Genomic DNA, 23,342 nt, shown 5'->3' on the forward strand with positions numbered 1-23,342 from the left:
GAGGTTTCATGGCAATACATTATGACATCATTATCATTGGAGGAGGGCCTGGCGGTTATACTGCCGCATTAAAGGCTGCTTCTTTGGGGTTAAAGACGGCCATTGTGGAAAAAGAAAAGCTTGGAGGAACCTGTGTCAATAAAGGGTGCATTCCAACAAAATCCCTTCTCCATGCCGCCAGTAAATTTAAAGAGCTTCAAAACTGCGATGAATTTGGTGTATCTACGGATTTTATTTCCTTTGATTTTAAGAAGATGCAGCATTACAAAAAAAACTCGGTGAAATCATACCGAAGAGGCATTACAGATTTGATTGAAGCTGAGAATATTACAGTGATTACCGGTACGGCTGTAATACGTAGAAATAAAACAGTGGAGGTGAGTGGTCCGGAAGGAAAAGATTTTTATTCTGCGGATCATCTCATAATAGCCACAGGAGCAAAATGTGCCATACCCAATATCCCGGGAGTGGATTTGCCGGGAGTGTTAACCAGTGAGAGGCTGCTTGCTTCGGATACCTGGAATTATGACCGCCTTCTCGTAATAGGGGGAGGTGTGATCGGAGTGGAGTTTGCCACCATTTTCAGCGCGCTTTGTTCCAATGTAACAATTCTGGAACAGAATGACCATCTTTTGGGTCCCATGGATTTAGAAGTGTCACAGGCGCTGGAAGAAGAGCTGAAGCAGAGAGGAATTACAGTTCACTGCCTGGCGAATATTAAGGAAATTAAAGAAGAGGAAGAACACGGACTTGCCTGTGTCTTTGAAATGAACGGGCAGGAGCAGACCATTCGTACCAGTCAGATATTGATTGCAGCAGGACGGATTCCCTGCATTGACGAAATTCTGGGAAAAGATGTAAGCTTAGAGGTGGAGAATGGCCGCTTAAAGGTAAATTCAGAATTTCAGACCAGTGAGCCCGGAATTTATGCCATCGGAGATGTGGCATCCGATATTTTGCTGGCTCACGTTGCTGCTGCACAGGGAACCTATGTGGTGGAAAAGATCGCGGGGATCGAACATACCATCCGCCTTAGCGTTGTACCAAACGGAATGTTTGTGAAACTGCCGGTGGTTCCCAGCTGCATCTATACAGAGCCTGAGATCGCATCGGTGGGAATTACCAGAGAATTGGCCATTGCAAACAATATGAATGTGCGCTGTGGCCGCTATTCCATGCGCTCCAATGGAAAATCCATTATTACCAGCAGGCAGAACGGATTTATTCATCTGGTATTTGAGGAATACTCCGGAACTCTGGTGGGAGCCCAGATTGTCTGTCCCAGAGCGACGGATATGATTAGTGAGATGGCAACCGCAATTGCAAACGGGTTAACGGCCAAACAGCTCCGGCTGGCCATGCGTGCCCACCCCACATACAGCGAGGGCATTACGGAAGCAATAGAAAATTATTTTGAAACCAAAGGAGAAGCAAAGCAATGATAAGTGAAAGACTGCAACAGTTAAGAGACTTAATGGCAGAGCGCCATATGGACGCTTATATGATTCCAACCTCTGATTTTCATGAATCAGAATACGTAGGAGAATATTTTAAAGCCAGAGAATTTATAACAGGCTTTACCGGTTCCGCAGGAACTGCTGTAATCACAAAAGACGAAGCAGGTCTGTGGACAGACGGCAGATATTTTGTTCAGGCGGGAAAGCAGCTTTCCGGCTCAGGAGTAGAACTGAGAAAGATGGGAAATCCGGGAGTTCCTGAAATTCTGGAATATTTAGAAGCAGTACTGCCAGAAGGCGGAAAGCTGGGTTTTGACGGACGGGTTGTAAATTGCCGTCAGGGACTGGATTTTGAAGAAAAGCTGGCAGATAAACATGTGACTCTGGCATATGAAGAGGATCTTGTGGATCAGATCTGGAAGCAGCGTCCCCAATTGTCAAAAGAGCCGGTCTGGATCCTGGAAGAGAAGTTTGCCGGTAAATCAGCAGCTGAAAAGATCAGTGATTTAAGAGAAGAGATGAAAAAAGAAAAAGCAACTGCTCATATTCTCACCTCACTGGATGATATCGTATGGCTTTTGAATATCAGGGGAAATGACGTAAGCTGCAATCCGGTTGTTCTTTCCTATGCAATGGTGACAATGGAGCGTTTCTACCTGTTTATAAATGAAGAAACCTTAAATGACCAGATAAAGGCATATTTAAAAGAGCTCTCTGTAACGGTGCGCCCTTATAATGACATCTATGCTTCTGTCAGCCAGTTAAGAGATCAGAGAATTCTCCTTGAGACAGGCAGAACCAATTACGCCATTGTAAAAGGAATTGATTCTTCCAACCGGATCATTGACCGTATGAACCCTTCTGTACTGGCAAAGGCAATTAAAAACCCTGTTGAAGTGGAAAATATGAAAAAGGGTCATATAAAAGACGGAACAGCCATGGTGAAATTTATTTACTGGCTGAAGCACAATGTAGGTAAGCAGGAGATCACCGAGATCAGTGCCCAGGAATACTTAGATAATCTCCGTTCTGAGCAGGAAGGTAATTTAGGGATCAGCTTTGACACCATCTCAGCTTATGGATCCAATGCCGCCATGTGTCATTACAAGGCAACCTCAGAAAGCAATGCTGCCATAGAACCAAGAGGACTTTACCTGGTGGATTCCGGCGGCCAGTATTATGAGGGAACCACTGACGTAACGAGAACTATTGCGGTAGGCCCACTTACCGATGGGGAACGGGAGCATTTTACACTTACAGTCATCAGCATGCTCCGTCTAGCAGCTGTGAAGTTCCTGCATGGATGCAGAGGTCTGACACTTGACTATGTTGCCAGAGAACCATTCTGGAGCCGTGGAATTAACTTTGACCATGGTACAGGGCATGGAGTTGGATATCTTCTCAATGTTCATGAACGTCCCAATGGTTTCCGCTGGCGTATGGTTGCCGAGCGTCAGGACAACTGCGTTCTGGAAGAAGGAATGATCACTTCTGATGAACCTGGAGTTTATATCGAGGGAAGCCACGGCGTAAGAACCGAGAATATGATTGTTTGTAAAAAAGCGGAGTTGAATGAATACGGTCAGTTTATGGAATTTGAACCTCTGACTATGGTACCCATTGACTTAGAGGCGTTAGATCCGTCACTGATGACAGAACGGGATAAAACCCTTTTAAATGATTATCACAAAAAAGTTTATGATGCGGTAGCTCCTTATCTGACAGAGGAAGAAGCGCTCTGGCTGAAAGAGCAGACAAGAGCAATTTAAAAAACAGGCAGGACCTTAGTGATTTAAGGTTCTGCCTGTTTTTTTCTGTCCGTCTTCGCCCTGAGCCGCAGTAAAATTGGAAAAACCGCTTCCAGATCTTCGAGGCTTAATTCATTTAAAATTGCCGCGGCCTCCCTGTAAAGAGTCTGCTCTTTTTTTTCTGTATTAAAAAACTCAATGGGAGTAAGTTCAAGATAATCACAGATTTCAAAAAACTGTTTCATGGATGGCATAGAACGCCCTGAAGAAATACCTTGTATATAGCTTTTATTCTTCCCCAGATCTAAGCTCATCTGATATTCCGAAATATTTTTCTTCAGGCGGAGTTCTGTGATTCGGTTCCTGACAAATTGTTCATTCAACATTATCACCTCTTGGTTTATAATAAAGGATATTCTAACCAGACATTACGTATTATATGCGTAATAATGCTCCAAAAACAAGTTGCATATACGGGTAAAAAGCGTTATCATGTATGATATACATATAGAAAAGACGGGTAATAAAGGATTCCGTGAGGTACAGGGGGAAGTATCATGACAGGAAATTCAGAAAGACAATTAGAAAGTGAGAGTAAGGGAATCATACAGGAGTCTTTCCGTTTCAGCCAGGCAGAGCAGCTGTACGGGAACATGAGTTTTTTTACTGACACTGTATTGTTCGAGTATTCCTATCCAGAGAAGCGGATATATCTTTCAGCTAATGCAAAAGGCCAGATTAATTTACAGGCATTTGAGCGTTTTTTTGTAAAGCACAGAGATAATGCTCCCAATGAAGGGGAGATGCGATCCTTTGAATTCAGTATGGCAAAGAAAGGGGAACCATTTCACTGGTGCTGCTGTAATTTAACCGCTATCTGGGAAGACAAAAAGACTGCTCCGCTGAAGATGATCGGCAAGCTTCAGGATATCAGCGGATCAAAAGCACGAGAAGAGCAACTGCTTTTAAAGTCTTTAAAAGACGGATTGACAGGAGTTTACAACAAATCAGCCTTCGAATACCGGGTCGATGAGCTGTTAAAAGGTGATTCAGAAAGCTGGCTTTGCATGATTGACATTGATAATTTCAAAGAAATTAACGATTCCTATGGCCACCCCACAGGAGACCGCATTCTTATGAAAGTCGGCGGAATGCTCTGTGATCTTTTCCCGGAGCCGGATCTGGTAGGCCGAGTCGGCGGCGATGAATTCGTAGTATTTACCTCCGGACCCGATGTGTACAAGAGGGCGGAAAAGCTGTTAAAGCGGGCAAAGAAATCGGTACCGGAAGGGGAAGGACGCCTTTCTGTCAGTATCGGAATCGTTTGCAGCACTGGGAAGAAGGAAGAGAACTATCAGAGACTTTTTTCACAGGCTGACCGTGCCATGTATTATGCCAAGCAGGCAGGGAAGAACCGAATTGCCTCTTATCACGACAATATCTGGCAGGTAAAGTAAGATATATTAAGATAAATAAAGATCAGGCAGGAGATAGGAATCCTGCCTTTTTTTTAGTTTTTCAATACGTTATAGAATCCGGTTCATCGGGAAGATCCACCAGAATAAAATTGTGGTTTATGGATGGGAGAATCCGGTCAAATAAGTCGGCGGTTTTCATTTTCAGGCTGCTGGTATTGATGCAGGGATGGCATCCGAAGAACTCAAATGACAGCACATCTTTGTCAATAAGGAGCTGTACTTTGTTGTCTTCATCATTCATGAGTCCAAGAACAGAAACAGAGCCGGGGGTGATATCAAGAAACTGAATCATAAACTCTGGATCAGCAAATGAGAGCCTGGAGGAGCCAATTTGTTTTGAAAGGCAGGCAGTACGGAATTTCTTTTTCCCTGGCAGCAGGAGCAAATAAAATTCCGTCTTTTTTGCATTGCAGAGAAATAAGTTTTTGCAGATATCAATGTTTAACAGGGTATCGACTTCCCGGCAGGCATCAATGGTTGGGAGTGGTTCGTGGTCAAGACGTTGATAAGGGATTTCAAGCCGGTCCAAGAGATCATAGGCGCGAGTCTCCTTCTCCGATCGGTCCGAAGAATTTGCTGGACGTCCATTGTAAAGTGTTTTATCTATATAGAAGCTGTTGTCTGCATCAGTCATTTGTCGATTCTTCCTTTTCTCTTTTTGAATTATTATAAACGCCGATGGCGAAAATGCAATAGTTTTTCAATAAACAATGGAATTCGGTGGTTTTATGGGGAAGAATATACTATAATAGCATTTGATAACAGAGAAGAAAAGGCGGATTAATGAAATGATAGATAATCGTTTGAAGAAAGAAAAGTTTCGTATAGAAGGTAAAAAGCCGGCGGCAAAAACCGAGAAGAAAGAGTTTGCCAGTGATAATAAGGGGAGAGCGGGGACACCAAACGGAAAGGCGTTAAGCGGGAAGAAACCGAGAGTGGAGACGCGGAGTGAGAAGATGTATAACGGGAAGGGAGAGAATGGGAAGGGGCAGAATGGAAAAGTGCAGAATGGAAAAGTGCAGAATGAAAAAACATTTTCCAGAACCTCACAAAGTGATAAGAGACAAGATGGAAAGACTCGAAATGGTAAGATAAGAAATGATGAGAGACCAGGTAATAAATTCCACAAAGAACGTGGACAGGGAAATTCGTCTCAGTGTCCTGTTTATAGAAGATGTGGAAGCTGCCAGCTCCTTCATCTGCCTTATAAAAAACAGCTGGAACAGAAACAAAAAGAACTGGAAACGCTGTTAAAGCCTTTCTGTCGTCTGGAGTCCATGATTGGGATGAGTGATCCTTATCATTATCGCAATAAGGTACATGCTGTATTTGACCACGATAGAAAGGGAAATCCTATTTCTGGTGTTTATGAAGCTAATTCTCATATTGTAGTTCCTGTGGAAAGCTGTCTGATTGAGGATCAGAAATCAGATGAGATTATCGGAACTATCAGGGTAATGCTCAAATCGTTTAAAATCCGCACTTACGATGAGGATACAGGATATGGTCTGCTGCGCCATGTTTTAATCCGCCGGGGTTTTGAGACTGGAGAGATTATGGTTGTGCTTGTAACAGCTTCCCCGGTATTTCCATCAAAGAATAATTTTATTAAGGCACTGAGGGAACGCCATCCAGAAATTACCACAGTAATACAAAATTTAAACAACAGGGGAACCAGCATGGTGCTTGGAGATAAGGAGAATATACTCTATGGCAAGGGCTATATAGAAGATGTTCTCTGCGGATGTCGTTTCCGCATATCCTCCAAATCTTTCTATCAGGTAAATCCGGTGCAGACAGAGGTTCTTTATAAGAAGGCCATTGACGCAGCGGGGCTGACGGGAAAAGAAAGGATTATCGATGCTTATTGTGGGATCGGTACGATCGGAATTGTTGCCAGCAGCCACGTAAAAGAAGTGATTGGTGTGGAATTAAATAAGGATGCAGTACGTGATGCAATTGAAAATGCAAAACTAAATCATATAAAGAATGCAAGTTTTTATTGTAATGATGCAGGAAAATTCATGGTCAATATGGCAGAATCCGGGGAGCATGTGGACGTGGTGTTTATGGATCCGCCAAGAAGCGGAAGCACGGAGGAGTTTATTGACTCTGTATCCAAAATGCGGCCGGATAAAGTGGTGTATGTGTCTTGCGGGCCAGAGACGTTGGTTCGGGATTTGGAGTATTTTAAGAAAAAAGGGTATGAGGCGAAGAAGGCATGGGGGGTGGATATGTTTCCCTGGACGACGCATGTGGAGACAATTGTCGAAATTTGTCGAAAATAATGAATTTTTTAGGTAGCAAGGTGCGAATTTATCTTATTGCACCTTGTTTTTTATAAAATTAGTATGGGCTTTGAGTTACTTATCAGTTTTGATATGATAAGTTTGATGTTAAGTATTACACTAACACCAATTAAGTTGCACTTACTAATATGTATTTATAATAGTAAATTTAATTTGTTTTGACAGGGGGGATCATAATGCTGCTAAAAATATTTTGGGGTAATGTCCTCTCTCAACGTTTGCTGTTCCCAAGCCTAAGAAAAACACCAATTCTGTACTTGATTTTATTGCTCCTTTTTATACTAGAAAGCCAACCTACATGGTATGGTTTTTAGTAGACTGTACATGGTATGTGTTACATTTTGAATTTTATTTATCCTACCCCCGGACCTCAAAATCGTAAAGGATTATTTCAGCAAGGCCTTCTTAAGATGGTATTCCTAACTATGCGTATATGGATTAAGGGAAGCAGTTTATAACCCATTGGATCTAGTGTTTGTGAAAAAATTGAAATTCGGCTTTTATATAAGCCATATTCCATTGAGGCAAAAGACAAACAGGAAAGGTATAGCTAGACCGTAGATCATTGCCTCTGTGAGTCACTGCTTTCTAGGCCGAAAACCCTGGAAGAGATCAATTGGCTATAATAGGTATGGAGAGAGAAATGCTTCTCATTAGCAATAAAATCTCCTTACAAAGCCTACAAATCCGGCCGTCATGAACTTAAATCCTTATTGGCAGAAGCAATTTATAATTGGTGGAGTAGAAGATAGTAAAGCGCTCCAGTCACTGAAAAAGCAATTAAGTCTTATATCAAGCACTCAATTGCTTTTTTACATAAATTATTATACAATAATTTTATGGAATTACAATAAACAAAAATATTTAGTCGACTTTTGATAAGTATGAGTTTTGAAAGTAGTTATATGCATCATCAGAAGCTAGAAGAATTGATTTAGACCAACCATGCCCAACATTAAAAGAACAGGATTCTGTATTTTTAACTATGCACCAAAAGTAATATGGTATATTATTAAATAAATCTGGGTCAAGTTTTAATTCGATATAATAATCCACAGTATCACCTCATTAAATATTATGCATCGTATTAATAAAAATATGCAAGGAGAGCAAAATAATGCTGAATATTTCAGAAAAAAGCAAACATGAATTAGATAAATTAGTAAATATTGGAATGAAGTATAGAGATGGAACGATCAGTGAATCTCTTTATAATGATGTAATATATAATTTGAAAAATGAAAATGAAGATAAAAGAGAGTATAAGAAATATCTTGAGAGTAATGGAATAATAATTAATTCAGGTGAAGATGACATAGAAAATATGGATGAAGAAAATGAAGATTTGGAAAAAATAAAGCCATATGATACAAATAAAGTAGATATATCACCAAAGCCACTTTCCTTAGATATGTTAATAGCTCGATTGGAAAACGATGAAATTGATTTGCTACCAGATTTTCAGCGAAAAGCAGGCTTGTGGAGTGATCAACAACAGAGTCAGTTGATTGAGTCATTGTTATTACGAATACCATTGCCTGCATTTTACTTTGACGGAAGTAATAGTGAAAAATGGATAGTAATAGATGGATTGCAGAGGCTAACAGCATTAAAGAGATTTTTTGTTGATAAGAAGTTATCATTAAGTGGATTGGAATTTTTAAAAGAGCTAGAAAAAACTAATGTTGATGATATGCCACGGGCATATATTAGAAGAATGAAAGAAACGCAAATAATAACATACATTATTAATCCAGGGGCTCCAATAAACCTAAAATATAATATATTTAAGCGTATTAACACCGGGGGCATAAAGCTGGAACCTCAGGAAATAAGACATGCCCTTTTCCAAGGACGTGCAACAAAATTTCTTAAGAGAGTAGCAGATTGTGAGGAATTCAAAGAAGCAACCAGCTACGCTGTAAAAACAGATAGAATGCTAGACAGAGAGTTTATTCTGCGTTTTGTTGGATTTTACGAATTAACGGTATCAGAGTATAAAGGTTCAATTGAATTGTTTTTGAATTCAGCTATGGAATATATAAATAAAAACTATAATGATACTTATGAAAAAAATGTTGAAGAACTGTTAAAGACAACATTAAAAGCTTGCTATTCAATATTTGGAAAATTTGCATTCCGACGTATGCCTGATTTGGATAAGAGAAGACCTATTAGTAAAGCATTATTTGAAACATGGACATGTGTGTTAGCAAGGTATCCAAAAGAGGATTTGAATATTTTGATTTTAAATAAAGACTATCTAGTTAAAGAATATATTAAGATGAATACAGAAGACATAGACTTTATAGATTCGATTGGAAGTGGAAAAATAACTGCTGTAAGAAGAAGAATTGAAATAATAGAAAAATTTGTGGGGAGAATATTAAATGATAGGTCATATAAAAATAAAGAATTTTAAGTGCTTCAAATATTTAAATATAAATTGTGGTAAGCTTAATGTTTTTTCTGGACTGAATGGGATGGGAAAATCAACTACTTTGCAAGCATTGTTATTGATGAAACAATCTAAAGAGCAAAATTTTATTCCACAAAATGTTTGTTTAAGTGGAAATTATGTTAATTTAGGTGTTGGAAAAGATGTATTGTATGAAGATGCAGATAAAGAAATAATTGAAATTGAAATTGATGATTCAGGTATGGAGTTTTCGATTAGTATTAAATATAATGAAAAATTAGATGTATTACCGGTTGAGTTTATAAATAATCAAGAAATCTCTTTTTTAAATGGTGATTTTGAATATTTAAATGCAGAAAGAATGTCTCCGCAAGTTACATATCCAAAATCAAGTTTTTTTATTGAAACTAAAGCTCAATTGGGAATAAATGGACAATTCACGGCGCATTATTTATCAAAAAAGCAAGATGAGAAAATAACCTGGGATAGTTGCATTAAACCTAATTTAACAATTAAAGAAGCAGTTCAATTTTGGTTAAATGAGATATCTCCTAATGTTAAACTCGATGCAATGGAACTAGAGAATACCGACTCAGCTAAAATCGGATTTTACTATATAGAGAAAGAAAAAAGTAAATTATATAGACCGACAAATGTTGGATTCGGAATTTCGTACATATTACCTGTTATTGTCGCATTAATAAAAGCTAGGGAAAATACTACCTTAATTATAGAAAATCCAGAGGCGCATCTACATCCTAAGGGACAAAGAAAAATGGGTGAGTTAATTGCTAGATGTGCAGCAAGTGGAGCTCAAATATTCGTTGAGACACATAGTGATCATGTTCTCAATGGTATAAGGATTGCAACAAAAAATAAATTGATTTCAAATAAACATGTGAAATTGTTTTACTTTTCAAAGGAAAAAAAGGATAAGGAAATAATGCATACGGTGCAAACCCCAATCCTAAAAGAAAATGGAAAAATCGATTATTGGCCAGAAGGATTTTTTGATGAATGGGAAAAAGCATTAGATGAGATATTATAATATGGGGGAACTAAAGTGAAATTAATTTTTAATGAACTTTCATTGAATCCTGAACTTGTAGATATTTATGGTGCTAGAGATGCAATTAAAGGGTTCGTTTTGACTTATAATGAGGCAATTAAAGAGGAACATGGTTTTGAACGAGGAATAACAACATGTATAGATTTAAATCGTTTAGTTGTTGCAAATGACTATCCTATATCGAAATGGAGAAATGATTCTGAAGTGGATAGAGATTTGATTCGACGATATATTGGCATATGTGATAAGCAAAGTTTAGAAGAGATATTTGATGATGAGATCGAAGTTAGATGCAATAGGGGAGGAGAGGGAAAGGGATTACTTGGTGCATATGAAAATAAGGGAATATGTATTAGTTTTACGCATGATGCTTATTGGAGAAAATTTAAAATAGATTGTGAAATGTATTCATTAGTAGACGATGAAATATCTCATATCTATATATTAAATCTATCAGAGAAAAATCAGCTATCAGAACATTATGATGAACTACAAAAATTGAGAAAAAGAGAAATAAATTCTATTGTTACTCCTGAACAACTTTTAGAGAATTTGGATTTTTTGTTTCCATCATTAGTATTTAACCAAGTAGCGGTAGAACAAATAATACATACTGTGGAAGTACAGCATGTTTCAATAATATGTAATAAGTTACTTGAACTAGAACGTTATTTTTCGAGTTGGGGTGGGAAAGTATTTGATGAATCTGCGTTCCCAACAAAAAGCGTTTCGCCTCAGTCAAAAGAAACACTAAAAAGATTCAAAAAGCAGCATACATATGAATTTGATGGGAAAGAAATTGTTGTGAGCTATCATATGCGTTACACCGGAAATATTCCAGGAAGAATCTATTTTTTTCCTGATGCAGATATACAAAAAGGACTAATATGTAGTTTGACTACAAAATTGCCAACTGTTAGCGAGCCAAAAATGCGTATATAGTTGTATGATTCTATGCAGAAATTGGAATCAAATGTTATGGTTTATAATAAAGAGAATCAAAAATTAAAAAATTTATGATAGTTATGAGTTTAAAGACCATTATACAAAATGTAAACTGGTAGCAAAACTAAATTGAAATATATAATTGATGAATTGTTAAGTCAAGTGCGCCAACTCGTGTAGAAAAACTTGAATAGGGGTTTTCCAGCCCAGGCATTTCCTAGGTCTAGAGTTAATAAGAAATAGACTGTTCGTTAATTCCTCTTGGTGAACCAGAGCCAGATTCGTTTTCTTGGGATAAAATTGACGCAGTAATCCATTCGCGTTTTCATTGCTTCCCCGTTGCCACGAGGAATAGGCATCCGCAAAATAGAGCGTCAATCCTAGCTGCTCTTTTATAGCTACGTGGCAGGCAAACTCTTTACCACGGTCAGTTGTGCCCGTCTTAAATGCGCCTGATGGTAATGTGTTGTAAAGCGTAGTAATTGCTGTTTGCATAGATCCAGCAGTCCTGTCTGGTGTCTTGAATGCGGTATATAGCCGACTTTTTTGTTCTACAAAAGTGGCGAAACAACCCTTGCTTTTTCCACGACTAGAAACCATACTGTCAATTTCCCAATGACCAAAGACACTTCTACTTTTGTCCTCCTTTGGACGTTGGGAAATCGATGTTCCCATGGAGAATTTTCCTCGTTTCTCGGCCTTTCTGCGCTTTCCCTTTTGCCGTAAATTTTGCACGTTGATTGCGGAGAGCATGCCGGAATAGAGCCAGTTATAAATGGTTTTGAAACTGACAATACCCAACGTTACCGTATTGGCGATTTGTTAGGGTGACCAGGTTGATTGAAGCTTATGTAATAAGATTAACTAAATCGTCAGTGCATTTCCCTTTAGGTTTAGAGCGAGTACGGCGAGTCTGGTAAAAGGACTGAGCTGTTTCTCCAATATAGCTGGTACCGGATATATTACAGCGAACCTCTCTGTCAATACTGGAACGATGCCGATCTAGCTTTTGTGCAATTGCTCTGTGGGAATAACCGAGTTTTAATAATTCTTGTATACCTCCTCGTTCAAATGTGGTAAAATGGTGATAGCTCATAATGTTGCCTCCGTTTGAATGTTGTCTCGATAACTCCATTCTACACGAAAGTTTCATTGTGGGCTATTCTTATGCCCGTTTTGGGTGGCGCACTTCATTTTACAATCTATCAAGTAAACGCTCCATAAAGCACTTACTATTGAATTATGCCCTCGAAATAGAAGAATTGAATAAGATAGTGTAATAAAGATACGACTTTAAATAGACTAAAGAAAAAGAGGTTATGTTTTGGTAGATGATGATATAATGCAATCTATTTATCTGTTTTTGAGTATTGAAGATCCATTAGAAGCATATCTAAAATATCTGGTTAATCTTAATTATTTAGCAGATTGTAAATTTATATATTTTATAGATAAGGGAGGGATACAGATGCCCTCATATTATAAAACTCAATCCATTGAAAATTTTGAGATAGTTAATTTACAATCAAAAGCAAATGTTTTTATACTAGATAAAGGTATTTGCGAAGAAATGTATTCTTCAGGAGGAGAAGCTGAATATGGTGTAGATGTTTGTATTGCTTTAGACACCCAAGCAGTTAGTTATCTAAGAAATGTGGTCACAGAAGATTCTACGCTGGTATATGAACGCCTTCACCCATTTATGCACTATCTTTTAGCAAATGATTTAAATTTTGATACATCTCTTTATTTTTTAGAAAATTCAAGATGGTCTAAAAATATGGATTTTATCAAAGTTTACGAAAATCTTTTGGCAATTGAGCGTTTTAAAGCAATCGATATAAATGAATATTGTCAAAACAAAAGGATTATCTATACTTTGACTGAACATGAAATGAAACTTAATGCAGATAATAGCTTTCATTTAATGAATTCAGAAAATCAAGATGCAGAATCATTATTTGATATGTATAAGACAATCTATGCACTATTACTTAATATATGCTTCATTGAATTTAATTATAAAAAGAAAGGTACTAAATATAGAACTCAAAAGTTATTAGATTTTGTATTTGAGGAATTAGGAATTGTATTACAAAGAGAATCAATGATCGGGATATTGTATTTTCTTCATGATACACGGATTGATTATTTTTTTCGTAAGGTTCAGAAAAACTCAGAAAAAATATTAGATACTATAAAAGGAATGGCTTGGGATTTGGCTCATTTGAGATATCTGGAACGTATGTATTCTAATCCGCCTAAGAGTAATATGAAAAGTAGTATTTATTCCCTCATTACATTTGATATTTCTTTAATTGACATAGTAAAACTAGTTACGATTGAACGGTGTGCACTATATGATAATTTGACGATACCGATTAATAATGACAACTTAGAAGGATTGTTAGTTGATATCGATCTTAGTGATTATTATATTGACTTGCGGAATAAGGAAAGAAGACCCTTTGACATGGAAATAGTTAAAAAGCTTATATTTGATTTAGAATATAAAATAAATATGATTATTGTTAAATAATTATTTAGGAAATCTGTTGCTGCCGAAGCAGTTAGTTATGCAACGGCTGATATTACAAAGAGATAAGTTGTATGTATTAGTGCTAATAAAAGTTGAGGTATTTGTTGCAAAATAATTTTGTTAAGATTATTCTAAAACTGAGGTCAGCATTGCAACGTTAAGGTTTACTCTAAGGGACTGCTAGCTTTTTGGACCATCATTATTATATTTACAACTCACGTAGAGACAGTGATTCTAATGACACGTTGTGGTAAAAATGATAAATAGAACACTGAAACCACGATATGTTGCAGTTTCAGTGTGAAAAAGGGCAAAAATCAGGCATAGAAATTGCCCGATTTTTGCCCTGATTTTTAGTGAAGAATATAGATGATATAGGTAAATTATAGGAGAAAAAGAAACATGTGTGCATTGTGTACAATTAACACAAGGGTAAAAGAGCCCTTTGATTATGGTAATAAAGAAGATTTTCAAGTTAAATTAGTTGAATGGATTGGTGACGTTTTGTATGATATCCTTCCTGAGCATGGATACAAAGTTCGGGACGAACAAATATTTACAGCTTTTCAGATAGCTGATGCTGTTTGCAGCAAAAAAGTTCACTTAACGGAAGCTGGACTTGGAACAGGCAAAACATTTGCTTATTTATTATCAGCAATTCCCTATGCTAGGTTTAGTGGAAAACCTGTAGTGATTGCGTGTGCTAGTACAGTACTTCAAGAACAACTTGCTGGTGACACGGGGGATATTAAAACCCTTTCTAGGTTACTTGGATTAGAGATAGATGCTAGGATGGCAAAAGACTCATGTCAGTATATATGCGATGTTCGAGTAAATGAAAATTTAGAAGAATTTGATATGATGTCGGACGAGATTAATCAGTGGTTAAATAAAACAAAATTAGGTGAACGCTCAGAAATATCTACCGTACCAGATCATATTTGGAAGAGGATTAGTTGGAATGAGTCTATGTCGTGCGATATTTGCATGAACCGTGGATATTGCAAACTTGTTAAGGCAAGAGAATATTATAGACTTGCGAGAGATTTAATTATTGTAGATCATGAAACATTTTTTAATGACTTATGGACAAGGGAAGAACGATTAGCGAATGGACAATTGCCCATACTTCCAAATTATTCTGCAGTTATCTTCGATGAAGGGCATAAAATACTGCTACCAGCAGCCATGCAAGCAGGACAACAAATAAACAAGGAGGAGATTGACAATATAGTCTTCACCCTTGGGGAAGTACAGGGAGCAAGAGATTCATTGGTTTCAGTAGCAACTGCAATGGAACAGGCTTCTTATGACTTTTTCGAAAATTTAAATAGGTCTGTGATAATTGCAGAAAGCTCAGAAAGACTATCCATTCGTATGGATGAGACGTTGCAAAAGACGGATAAAGGATTTCGAAAGGCATTAGATCACCTTCATCTAGAGATGCAGATTGAACAAGAACTATATATAGAGTCATTATCCGCAAACCAAATACAAGCATATGAAGGGCAAATTGAAAGAGCCATAATGGCACTAGACAAATTCTGTAAAAATAACAGTACAGATATGATAGCTTGGGTTGATAGAGGGGATGGTAGTTTTTGGGTTGTTCCTAGGAATTTAAATGAGATGTTAAACCGACATTTATTTCAGAAAGAATTACCAGTGATATTTACCTCAGCAACGTTAAGTAATGAAGGAGATTTTGATTATTTTATACGAACGCTTGGATTAAAGGAACCTTCCAAATCTACGGTGAAAAGTCCTTTTGATTTAGAAAAACAAGTTGTTGTCTACTTACCACAGTCCTCATACAGTTTAGAAGAAAAATCTACCCATGGCATTGAAAAATTAGTATCCCTATTAAACATTAATGAGGGAAGAGCTCTCGTACTTACCAATTCGATGGAGGAAGTTCGTAAAATCAGAAAGAGATTGGAAGGATATCAATTTCCATTTGATATTCTGTGGGAAGATAAAGGGGAGAGAGGGCATCTTGTACGAAGGTTTAAAGAGGAGAAATTCTCGGTATTGATTGGTGCAAATTTTTGGGAAGGAATCGATGTACCAGGTGATGCATTAACCTTGCTAATTGTCTGGCAGCTGCCCTTCCCAGCTCTAGATCCTCTTATTGAAGTACAACGTAAAGAGGCAAGAGAGCAAGGATTTGATCCCGTCATAACAGTTGATTATCCTGAGATGGGACTTAAATTAAAACAAGGATGTGGACGGTTAATTAGAACAGAGGAAGATAAAGGCGCAATCGTCTTATTAGATTCTGTTATAGGAACACCTTGGGGAAAAGTTGTGATGGGAGCACTACCTTTTGGAGCGGAGATTAGGGGGATAGAAGGGCTGAAATGAGTTATGATTGAAGAGAAACTTAATAGAACTTTTATTTTGAATATGGATTAATGGAAACTGGTGTATATGAAGAAGTTCTTTTTGAATGGCTAAGCAAATAGAAAGATAATATTAAACTTGGCTTTTTTATTTTTGTGCCAATGGATACACTGATATAATAGAAATTAAGCTTCCAAATATAAAATATATTAGAAACAAAAGTTTGACTATCAAGGACGAACTGCCTCTTTTGGTAATTCTTTTTGCAGTCTCAACACATTGTGAGATTTGTGTCGAAATTTGTCGTGTAAAATAACAAGTGATAATATACGTTATGGCCTCTATATGGTAAAATAAAGGTAGCTACAATAAATTAATTTCTAAGGAATTGATATTAATTGAAAATAATAGTTTGAATGTCTGATTATGCCGATATGGATTAACATCTTAAGTAAATGTCATCAAAGCAAACGCATAGAATATATTGAAGAAGTATTGACTCTCGGAATTTTTGCAGAATGTTCTGGGAGTCTGTTTTTTTAAATTTTTATTATTTATGTGAAAATATGTGTATGATCCCTAGATAAACGCATAAGAAATCATAACTATTATAGAGACTTTTCGTTATTCACAAATGTAATCCTAAAATAAAAATCCAATCAGAGGGGGTGTGATAGATGGCCAATCAAACAGAGGAAATCAGAAAGTATATTTTTCATCTTCTTCAGCAAGCCAAAGAAGATGGGCACACAATAAAGGATATTCGTGCCGGAGATATCAAGAAGGAAATGGGCTTGGGCAACATACCTAAATCAATTTGTGATGCAATGCGCAGCATCTCCTGTTTTTCAAAATATGATGTTCTGGTCACACCTCCAAGTGGTAACAGTACCACCTTAAAACTCAGGTATTACTTGGATGCTGCAGTACCCACACATCCGGAGCCTCCAGTAATATTAACAAAAGGTCGTGTTGGTTATCAATCTACTGAAGTTTCTAACATCTCAAAATGGGAGCAGGTTGATATTACTCTTTTGCTTAAAAATGCACTTTTATTTCATGATAAAATTCTAACAATAGAGAACCACCGATACCGATCATGGGAGCACTGCTATACTTTCTTTGCCAAGAATCATTCCGCGAAAGATGCCGAAACCATCGACTTAATGTGTCTACACCTCTCTAACTATTTAGCAAGCTGGGGAATGTTTCGAGGTGCAGCGTTTCTGCTTCAAAAGGACTATAAGGTACATCTTGAAGTTGTACAATTGATGCTTAACGAACGGTTTCGTATTTTAAAAAGTAAAAATATACTAGAAATTGCACACAATGACGAGTACATAAATTGTATATTTGAATTCTATCACAAAATCTCGGAAATTTATCGTAGAAAAACAACAGATTTAGAAAACCAAAATGGTCGAAATTCCTCTGATACGTTAATAACAAAAATATTACTGGGAGTGTTTGGCTGTGTGCCGGCGTATGACCGGTATTTTAAAGAAGGACTTCGCAGCATCTGCATTACTTCTGCACAGTTTTCTAAGCGTTCTATTCAAGAATTGCTTCATTTTTATGAATATTATTATGACGACTTTGAAGCTGTACGTTTGAAGATAAGCCAATACGGTGTGGAGTACCCACCAATGAAAATAATTGATATGTGTTTTTGGCAAATTGGATTTAATAGCGATGTACAAAAGGAAGGATCAGAATAGGACTAATTGTTATACCTAAAACATCGCTGAGAAAAGAAACACAAATTGAAGATTTTGATAGTTCAAACTGGTATTGAAAATGTATAGTACAGAAATAAGGTGATTAAGTATTATAATGATGGGGGTTAAAACTTATGATAAATAGTTGGTTGAACCAAACTGAAAGACTGGGTCATAAATACAAATTTGCTATTATCGATATTAATGAGCAAATGAAAATAAATGATGATGTAAAAAATTACTTGGCATTATCATTATTACAGCAATTTAGGGACATTCGTCATTTAAAAAGAATGTTCGAACATGAACCTAAAAGTAAACTCATATCTCACGTTCAAAATAATATTTTCCCAGCGATTGATACTTCGGTAGCGTTAAAGATACGTCAACTAAATAAAAATGTCAGACAAGGTGATTGGGGTGAAGTGTTAACATCATGTGTGGCATTAGATATGAGAAGAGTTAATGCACCGGTTAGAAAACTTAGATACAAGTTGAATAAGGAGAAGTCGCTATTAGGAATTGATGTACTAGCATTTGAGGAAGATGTCAGTAAAAATTTGATTAAAGCAATTCTTTATGAATCAAAGACACGAATTACATATAAGAAAAAAATTGGAATCGAGGCATACGAGAGTATATATAACAATAGTAGTAAGGCTTTTGCTGATATGTTAAATTTTATTTCGAATTTTTACTATGAAAAAGAGGATTTTGAAATGTCAGATAAATATGATGCACTAATTAAAGAACCCAATTCAATAAATATGGATTATCATTCATTTATAATAATGGAAAAAGGACTTTGGAAAAGTGATATTCTTGACTGTCTTGATGATGAAATAGTCAAATTTGATGATGTGTATATCAATATCCTTTTGATAGACAATATGAAAAACTTGATTGATGAGACATATCGTCGAGTTGAAAAGATAGCAGAAGAGGTTGTTTATGGAAAATAATAGTAAATCGATAGAAGATTATATCAATAAAAAGAAAACAGAAATAAGTGAAATTCTAAAAGAAAGTAAGCTATCAAATTACTATTACCAAGCGAATGCAAAAAAAATAGGGGCAAATTTTGAACCAAAATATAGCGAAGAGTATTTATGGAGAAGAGCACTTATATTGGTTTCGTATGGATGTAAAATTCTTATGCATGAACCTGATAATTTTGAATCATCTAAAGCAATACATTATGCTGCACGTATTTATGAAGTTCTACATTACACTTCCACGGAGTATGATAAAGAGTATTGTGCGGTGATATCTTCATTATGTTATGATATCGCAGGATATCATGCTAACGCATTATGCCTAATAAAAAATATATATCAATTGGATGATGAAAACCATAATTATGAAGATGAAAACTATATTTTAGCTAATATTCAATTATTTATGTTGAGTAAATTAAAGAGTTTATCTGAAATTAGTATGAGATTTTCAAATAAAGGAGAAATTGAAAATAGTAGCGAGATGTTTTCGATGCTGTCTGATTTTTTTTTGAATGGATCGAATGTTTCAAGTCTTTCTGAATTAAATGAATTTGATGAATTAATTGAAAAAAGAATGAACTTAGCTTTGTCGGAGTGTATGTATTCTGGTGATGTGATGTTTAGTCAATTGTTCTTTTTGCTTAGAGCTAAATATAGATTATTGAAAAATAAAAGCATTCCTCATATTTTTTATCAACAAGGTAAGTTGCCTAATAAAATATGGGAAAGGTACATAAAATTATTAGGACATAATATGTATCGGGATGCGAAAATAATACCTCCTAAAGAAAGAATTTCTATTATAGAATTCTGGAATTCACAACTAAAAGCAATAGAAAAAGGGATTTTGCGAGAGAATAAAAACTATATTATCCAAATGCCAACTAGTGCAGGTAAAACATTTATTGCAGAAATGATTATACTTAATCATTTAATTGAAACAGCCGGCAAAAAATGTATATATATTGCACCATTTAAGTCATTGGTAAATCAGGTGGAAGAGACGCTTAATGATCATTTGGGAAGAATGGGGTTTATAGTATCTACGATTATCGGGAATTATGAATTGGACCAATTTGATAACCTACTGATTCATGAAGCTGATGTACTAGTGGCAACACCTGAAAAAGTCGATCTTATATTAAGATTAATGCCAGAATTTTTTGATAATGTTTCCAATATTATATTTGATGAAGGGCATGTATTAGGTAATGTAGATACAAGAGCGTCGTTAATGGAATTTTTAATTACCAGAATTAAAAATAAACTAGGAGACAAAGTATCATTTGTATTTATTTCAGCAGTAATGCCTGATTCAAGTGTTGAGAGTATATCTCAATGGCTTGCAATTAAGAATGAAAATAAAATAAATTCAAAGAGTAAAGATGGAGAAAAGTGGCAACCAACAAGGAGTTTAATAAGTAAATTTGAATGGTATGGTAATTTAGGTCGACTAGAATACACTGCATTAAAAGTATCTGATAATAATAATGCATTTGTTCCTGGTATAATTGAAAGTAAAAAATATACATTTCTAAATACTGAGACGAGAAGAAATAACTCTACTTATTTCCCATCTACAAGAAGTAAATCAGATACTGCAGTTGAATTAGCAACTAAATTTGAAGATCAAGGTCCGGTTTTGATATTTTGTGCACAACCTAGAAATGCAAATAGTGTTGCAAATTCATATATAAATATGACAAAATTAAAGGGAATCTTAGTTAATAAAGAGATATTTACCCATTTGCCAAGTTATGAGATAGCCTCTAGTATACTTGGAGAAGAAAGTGAAACAGCAAAATTTCTTAGCCATGGTATAGGTGTACATACAGGAGTACTACCTCAAATTATTAGAAAAGCAATAGAACAGGACTATAAAAATAAAAAGCTAAATTTACTCATAGCTACAAATACGCTTGGACAAGGAGTTAATCTTCCAATAAAAACAATTATTATACACTCTGTTAATATTAGTCAGGGAAATAACGTTTCAAATCGTGATTTTTGGAATATAATTGGAAGAGCAGGGAGAGCTGGTAAAGAAACAGAAGGCCAAATAATATATTTGTGCAACACAGAAAATGACAAAGATTTATTTGCAAGCTATATTGATGAAAATAAAATTGAACCGGTCAATAGTATTTTTTATTATATTGTTAAAGCATTAGTAAATCGACGAATTACGAATGATGAACTAAGAGACATACTAGCAGAAACAATTGAACCACAATTATTTGCAATGCTTGTTGAAGAAGTCGTTGATACTCCTGATGAAAATGTAATAAAAAAAATAATAGGAACTTCACTTTTTAATATTCAATTAGAGAAGGAGCCTGAGTTAATTAGAAATAATGAATTAGCTGACGAATTGTTAAATATTTCAAAACGTTTTTATAATACGGCAAATGATATTAACAAGCGAAAAGCGTTCGCAAGAACAGGGTTTTCGTTAGAAAGCAGTACTTATTTAATTGAATATATTGAAAGTAATTTTGGTAATTTGTATTTTAAGATCCAGACTGATGTATTGGAATTCATAGTCGAAGTATTAAGTTGTATAAAAGATGTTAGAGAGATGCAATCTAGTAAACAAAGTATAAATGAATTATGTAAAAGAGCTGATATTTTTGATAGTTTAATTAGAATGTGGATTATCGGGAAACCGATTAATGAAATGCGATCATACTTAATAGATAAAGATTCAGAAACAAGCCAGTTACTAAATGAATTTATTGAGACAATGTTTTCATATAGATATTCTTGGGGAGTGACTTCTTTTGTTATACTTTTTAAATATGTTTTAGACAAGAGAGAACTGGAGCAAATTGATATTATAAATTATATACCGACGTTTGTTAAACATGGAACGAACAAAATTTTCGCCTCATGGGCAAAAAGTCTGGGTGTTCCTACAAGAGAAAGTGCCAATGTTATCGGTAGCTATTATGAAAAGGAGTTTGGTGAAAATTATGATCTGAAAATATTTGTTCATTGGTTTTCAAATATATCACAAGAGGAATTGAAGGAGATACTAAATAATGCTGTGCGATATGAAATTGAGATAATTTTAAATACAGCGCAAAAAATAAATAGTGGAAAGTATTATAATGTTGATAATAATAAAGAATATATTTTCAATGTCATGGGCATAAAATATTATCCCGAAAGTATTGATTTGGCAAAGAAAATAAATGTTAATGAAGAAATAATTCTATTACGTGATTATAATAATCCATATGATTCTTTCGCAATTAAGGTTTTATATGATGACATTTTTTTGGGATATGTACCAAGAGATTTGGCTAAGGAAATATCAATCCAAATAGATTTAAATGGGCTGCAATTTAGTGGATATGTGAAAAAGAAGAGAAAAAAATCTACAGGAATAGATATTATGGTTTCAGTTACGAAAAAATAAGAATACTATTGAACACAAAAAGTATATAAAGAGAGCAATATCGCAGTATGTTGTTAAATATAATTCAGATAGCCGCTATTATACTACCTTTCGCTAAGTAATTAGAGTTATAAACAGAGCCCTTTTTCATCTGGAAAATGTAACTTATTTTCTATTAGTCATGAGACTATTTGAAAGTTTTTTCTTTAATATGTTTTCAATTAAGTAAACGGACTCTATTATGCTCATCTGGAATATGGTATAATTTACGATAATATGACGATTTATAATCATAATAATTTACTATAGGCATGAGTCATGCAAAATTGCTGACTTAAATGCTTAGTAGATTCTTTAGGAAGGTAAAAGTATTTATGGTCAGAGCAGGTTACAGAAAGAATTGCTGAGAAGGATGACGTATAATTTGCTTTGCAAAATCAATTTAATACGTCTGAACCGTGAAATAAAGCACATGTGAGGTTTTTCTAATCCATAGGATGGTGTGACAAGTTAAATAATTTGTGGTAGGTGTATGATTTATGAATATCGAGATGAAATATTTTAATGTATATTATTATTGTAATATTGTCAGCAACATAATTCAGTATCAGATGGAGGAGTTCCTGGTAAATTTATCAGAATTTTCTCATTCATATATAGAATCTATTCCGGTAACTTATCAAAAAGAATCAATGCTAATTCTTTTTTGCCAATGGGCAGCTGGATATATTATGGAAGAAGATATGTATAATGATATAAAGTTGTTGAAAGATCAAATTGAAAAAATAAATAATCAGGGGCAAGAAAATGTTGGCGAAGAATCTGATATGTAAGCGCTTAATAAAACAGTACCTTATATAATGGTTAAGATCCATGTCATAATTAATTCCATATAATTAGAGCTTTTTGAGTTATAGTT

At 35.4% G+C, this 23,342-nt stretch carries 15 protein-coding genes and 1 pseudogene; 13 read left to right on the forward strand and 3 right to left on the reverse strand.

Translation table 11 applies throughout. From position 1 onward, the window contains the following. Positions 1-8: 8 nt before the first annotated feature. Entirely contained in the window at positions 9-1,442 is a 1,434-nt protein-coding gene (gene lpdA, locus ABS301_RS15525; protein ID WP_349673080.1) for a dihydrolipoyl dehydrogenase, read from the forward strand. Further along, positions 1,439-3,226 (forward strand): aminopeptidase P family protein, encoded by a 1,788-nt coding sequence (locus ABS301_RS15530; protein ID WP_349673081.1) that lies wholly within the window; start codon positions 1,439-1,441, stop codon positions 3,224-3,226. The genes lpdA and ABS301_RS15530 overlap by 4 nt, the downstream gene beginning before the upstream one ends. 23 nt (positions 3,227-3,249) lie before the next feature. Here the strand turns inward: ABS301_RS15530 and ABS301_RS15535 are convergent, their stop codons facing one another. Next, positions 3,250-3,591, reverse strand: coding sequence for a helix-turn-helix domain-containing protein (locus ABS301_RS15535; RefSeq protein WP_330590672.1), 342 nt, complete (start codon positions 3,589-3,591; stop codon positions 3,250-3,252). 171 nt (positions 3,592-3,762) lie between these two features. Between ABS301_RS15535 and ABS301_RS15540 the strand changes: the two genes are divergently transcribed. Further along, positions 3,763-4,662, forward strand: a complete 900-nt coding sequence (locus ABS301_RS15540; protein ID WP_349673082.1) for a GGDEF domain-containing protein — start codon at positions 3,763-3,765, stop codon at positions 4,660-4,662. Between the two features lie 61 nt (positions 4,663-4,723). Here the strand turns inward: ABS301_RS15540 and ABS301_RS15545 are convergent, their stop codons facing one another. Further along, positions 4,724-5,317, reverse strand: a complete 594-nt coding sequence (locus tag ABS301_RS15545) for a prolyl-tRNA synthetase associated domain-containing protein (RefSeq protein ID WP_349673083.1) — start codon at positions 5,315-5,317, stop codon at positions 4,724-4,726. 154 nt (positions 5,318-5,471) lie between these two features. On the opposite strand from ABS301_RS15545, the gene rlmD reads away from it, so the two are divergent. The 4 genes from rlmD (at position 5,472) to ABS301_RS15565 (ending at position 11,422) form a co-directional block, all read left to right on the forward strand. Next, a complete protein-coding gene (gene rlmD, locus ABS301_RS15550; protein WP_349673084.1) occupies positions 5,472-6,971 on the forward strand; it encodes a 23S rRNA (uracil(1939)-C(5))-methyltransferase RlmD in 1,500 nt (499 codons plus the stop codon). A 1,138-nt stretch (positions 6,972-8,109) separates the two neighbouring features. Then, positions 8,110-9,414, forward strand: a complete 1,305-nt coding sequence (locus ABS301_RS15555; RefSeq protein WP_349673085.1) for a DUF262 domain-containing protein — start codon at positions 8,110-8,112, stop codon at positions 9,412-9,414. Continuing rightward, positions 9,383-10,459: a DUF3696 domain-containing protein gene (locus tag ABS301_RS15560; protein WP_349673086.1), complete on the forward strand. Its 1,077-nt coding sequence runs from the start codon at positions 9,383-9,385 to the stop codon at positions 10,457-10,459. Before ABS301_RS15555 ends, ABS301_RS15560 begins: the two co-directional genes overlap by 32 nt. A 15-nt stretch (positions 10,460-10,474) precedes the next feature. Then, complete coding sequence (locus tag ABS301_RS15565) at positions 10,475-11,422, forward strand: hypothetical protein (RefSeq protein WP_349673087.1); 948 nt, start codon at positions 10,475-10,477, stop codon at positions 11,420-11,422. A gap of 156 nt (positions 11,423-11,578) precedes the next feature. On the opposite strand, the pseudogene ABS301_RS15570 reads toward ABS301_RS15565, so the two are convergent. Continuing rightward, positions 11,579-12,521 (reverse strand): annotated as a pseudogene (locus tag ABS301_RS15570) (IS30 family transposase). A gap of 228 nt (positions 12,522-12,749) precedes the next feature. On the opposite strand from ABS301_RS15570, the gene ABS301_RS15575 reads away from it, so the two are divergent. From ABS301_RS15575 to ABS301_RS15600, 6 genes are all read left to right on the forward strand, one after another. Next, positions 12,750-13,964 (forward strand): hypothetical protein, encoded by a 1,215-nt coding sequence (locus tag ABS301_RS15575; protein WP_349673088.1) that lies wholly within the window; start codon positions 12,750-12,752, stop codon positions 13,962-13,964. Positions 13,965-14,366: 402 nt separating this feature from the next. Beyond that, complete coding sequence (locus tag ABS301_RS15580) at positions 14,367-16,328, forward strand: ATP-dependent DNA helicase (RefSeq protein ID WP_349673089.1); 1,962 nt, start codon at positions 14,367-14,369, stop codon at positions 16,326-16,328. Positions 16,329-16,984: 656 nt separating this feature from the next. Next, a complete protein-coding gene (locus tag ABS301_RS15585) occupies positions 16,985-18,025 on the forward strand; it encodes a hypothetical protein (protein ID WP_349673090.1) in 1,041 nt (346 codons plus the stop codon). A gap of 134 nt (positions 18,026-18,159) precedes the next feature. Next, positions 18,160-18,987, forward strand: a complete 828-nt coding sequence (locus ABS301_RS15590; RefSeq protein ID WP_349673091.1) for a Hachiman antiphage defense system protein HamA — start codon at positions 18,160-18,162, stop codon at positions 18,985-18,987. Beyond that, positions 18,977-22,444, forward strand: a complete 3,468-nt coding sequence (locus ABS301_RS15595; RefSeq protein WP_349673092.1) for a DEAD/DEAH box helicase — start codon at positions 18,977-18,979, stop codon at positions 22,442-22,444. Before ABS301_RS15590 ends, ABS301_RS15595 begins: the two co-directional genes overlap by 11 nt. A gap of 518 nt (positions 22,445-22,962) precedes the next feature. Beyond that, positions 22,963-23,256, forward strand: coding sequence for a hypothetical protein (locus ABS301_RS15600; protein WP_349673093.1), 294 nt, complete (start codon positions 22,963-22,965; stop codon positions 23,254-23,256). Positions 23,257-23,342 lie beyond the last annotated feature (86 nt).

It is taken from the genome of Lacrimispora sp., assembly GCF_031982545.1.
Taxonomy (GTDB): domain Bacteria; phylum Bacillota; class Clostridia; order Lachnospirales; family Lachnospiraceae; genus Lacrimispora.

What these genes read in the sequence shown, in the direction of transcription:
- lpdA (WP_349673080.1), top strand. Translation starts at nt 9, where the DNA reads ATGGCAATACATTATGACATCATTATCATTGGAGGAGGGCCTGGCGGT.
- ABS301_RS15530 (WP_349673081.1), top strand. Translation starts at nt 1,439, where the DNA reads ATGATAAGTGAAAGACTGCAACAGTTAAGAGACTTAATGGCAGAGCGC.
- ABS301_RS15535 (WP_330590672.1), bottom strand. Translation starts at nt 3,591, where the DNA reads ATGTTGAATGAACAATTTGTCAGGAACCGAATCACAGAACTCCGCCTG.
- ABS301_RS15540 (WP_349673082.1), top strand. Translation starts at nt 3,763, where the DNA reads ATGACAGGAAATTCAGAAAGACAATTAGAAAGTGAGAGTAAGGGAATC.
- ABS301_RS15545 (WP_349673083.1), bottom strand. Translation starts at nt 5,317, where the DNA reads ATGACTGATGCAGACAACAGCTTCTATATAGATAAAACACTTTACAAT.
- rlmD (WP_349673084.1), top strand. Translation starts at nt 5,472, where the DNA reads ATGATAGATAATCGTTTGAAGAAAGAAAAGTTTCGTATAGAAGGTAAA.
- ABS301_RS15555 (WP_349673085.1), top strand. Translation starts at nt 8,110, where the DNA reads ATGCTGAATATTTCAGAAAAAAGCAAACATGAATTAGATAAATTAGTA.
- ABS301_RS15560 (WP_349673086.1), top strand. Translation starts at nt 9,383, where the DNA reads ATGATAGGTCATATAAAAATAAAGAATTTTAAGTGCTTCAAATATTTA.
- ABS301_RS15580 (WP_349673089.1), top strand. Translation starts at nt 14,367, where the DNA reads ATGTGTGCATTGTGTACAATTAACACAAGGGTAAAAGAGCCCTTTGAT.
- ABS301_RS15585 (WP_349673090.1), top strand. Translation starts at nt 16,985, where the DNA reads ATGGCCAATCAAACAGAGGAAATCAGAAAGTATATTTTTCATCTTCTT.
- ABS301_RS15590 (WP_349673091.1), top strand. Translation starts at nt 18,160, where the DNA reads ATGATAAATAGTTGGTTGAACCAAACTGAAAGACTGGGTCATAAATAC.
- ABS301_RS15595 (WP_349673092.1), top strand. Translation starts at nt 18,977, where the DNA reads ATGGAAAATAATAGTAAATCGATAGAAGATTATATCAATAAAAAGAAA.
- ABS301_RS15600 (WP_349673093.1), top strand. Translation starts at nt 22,963, where the DNA reads ATGAATATCGAGATGAAATATTTTAATGTATATTATTATTGTAATATT.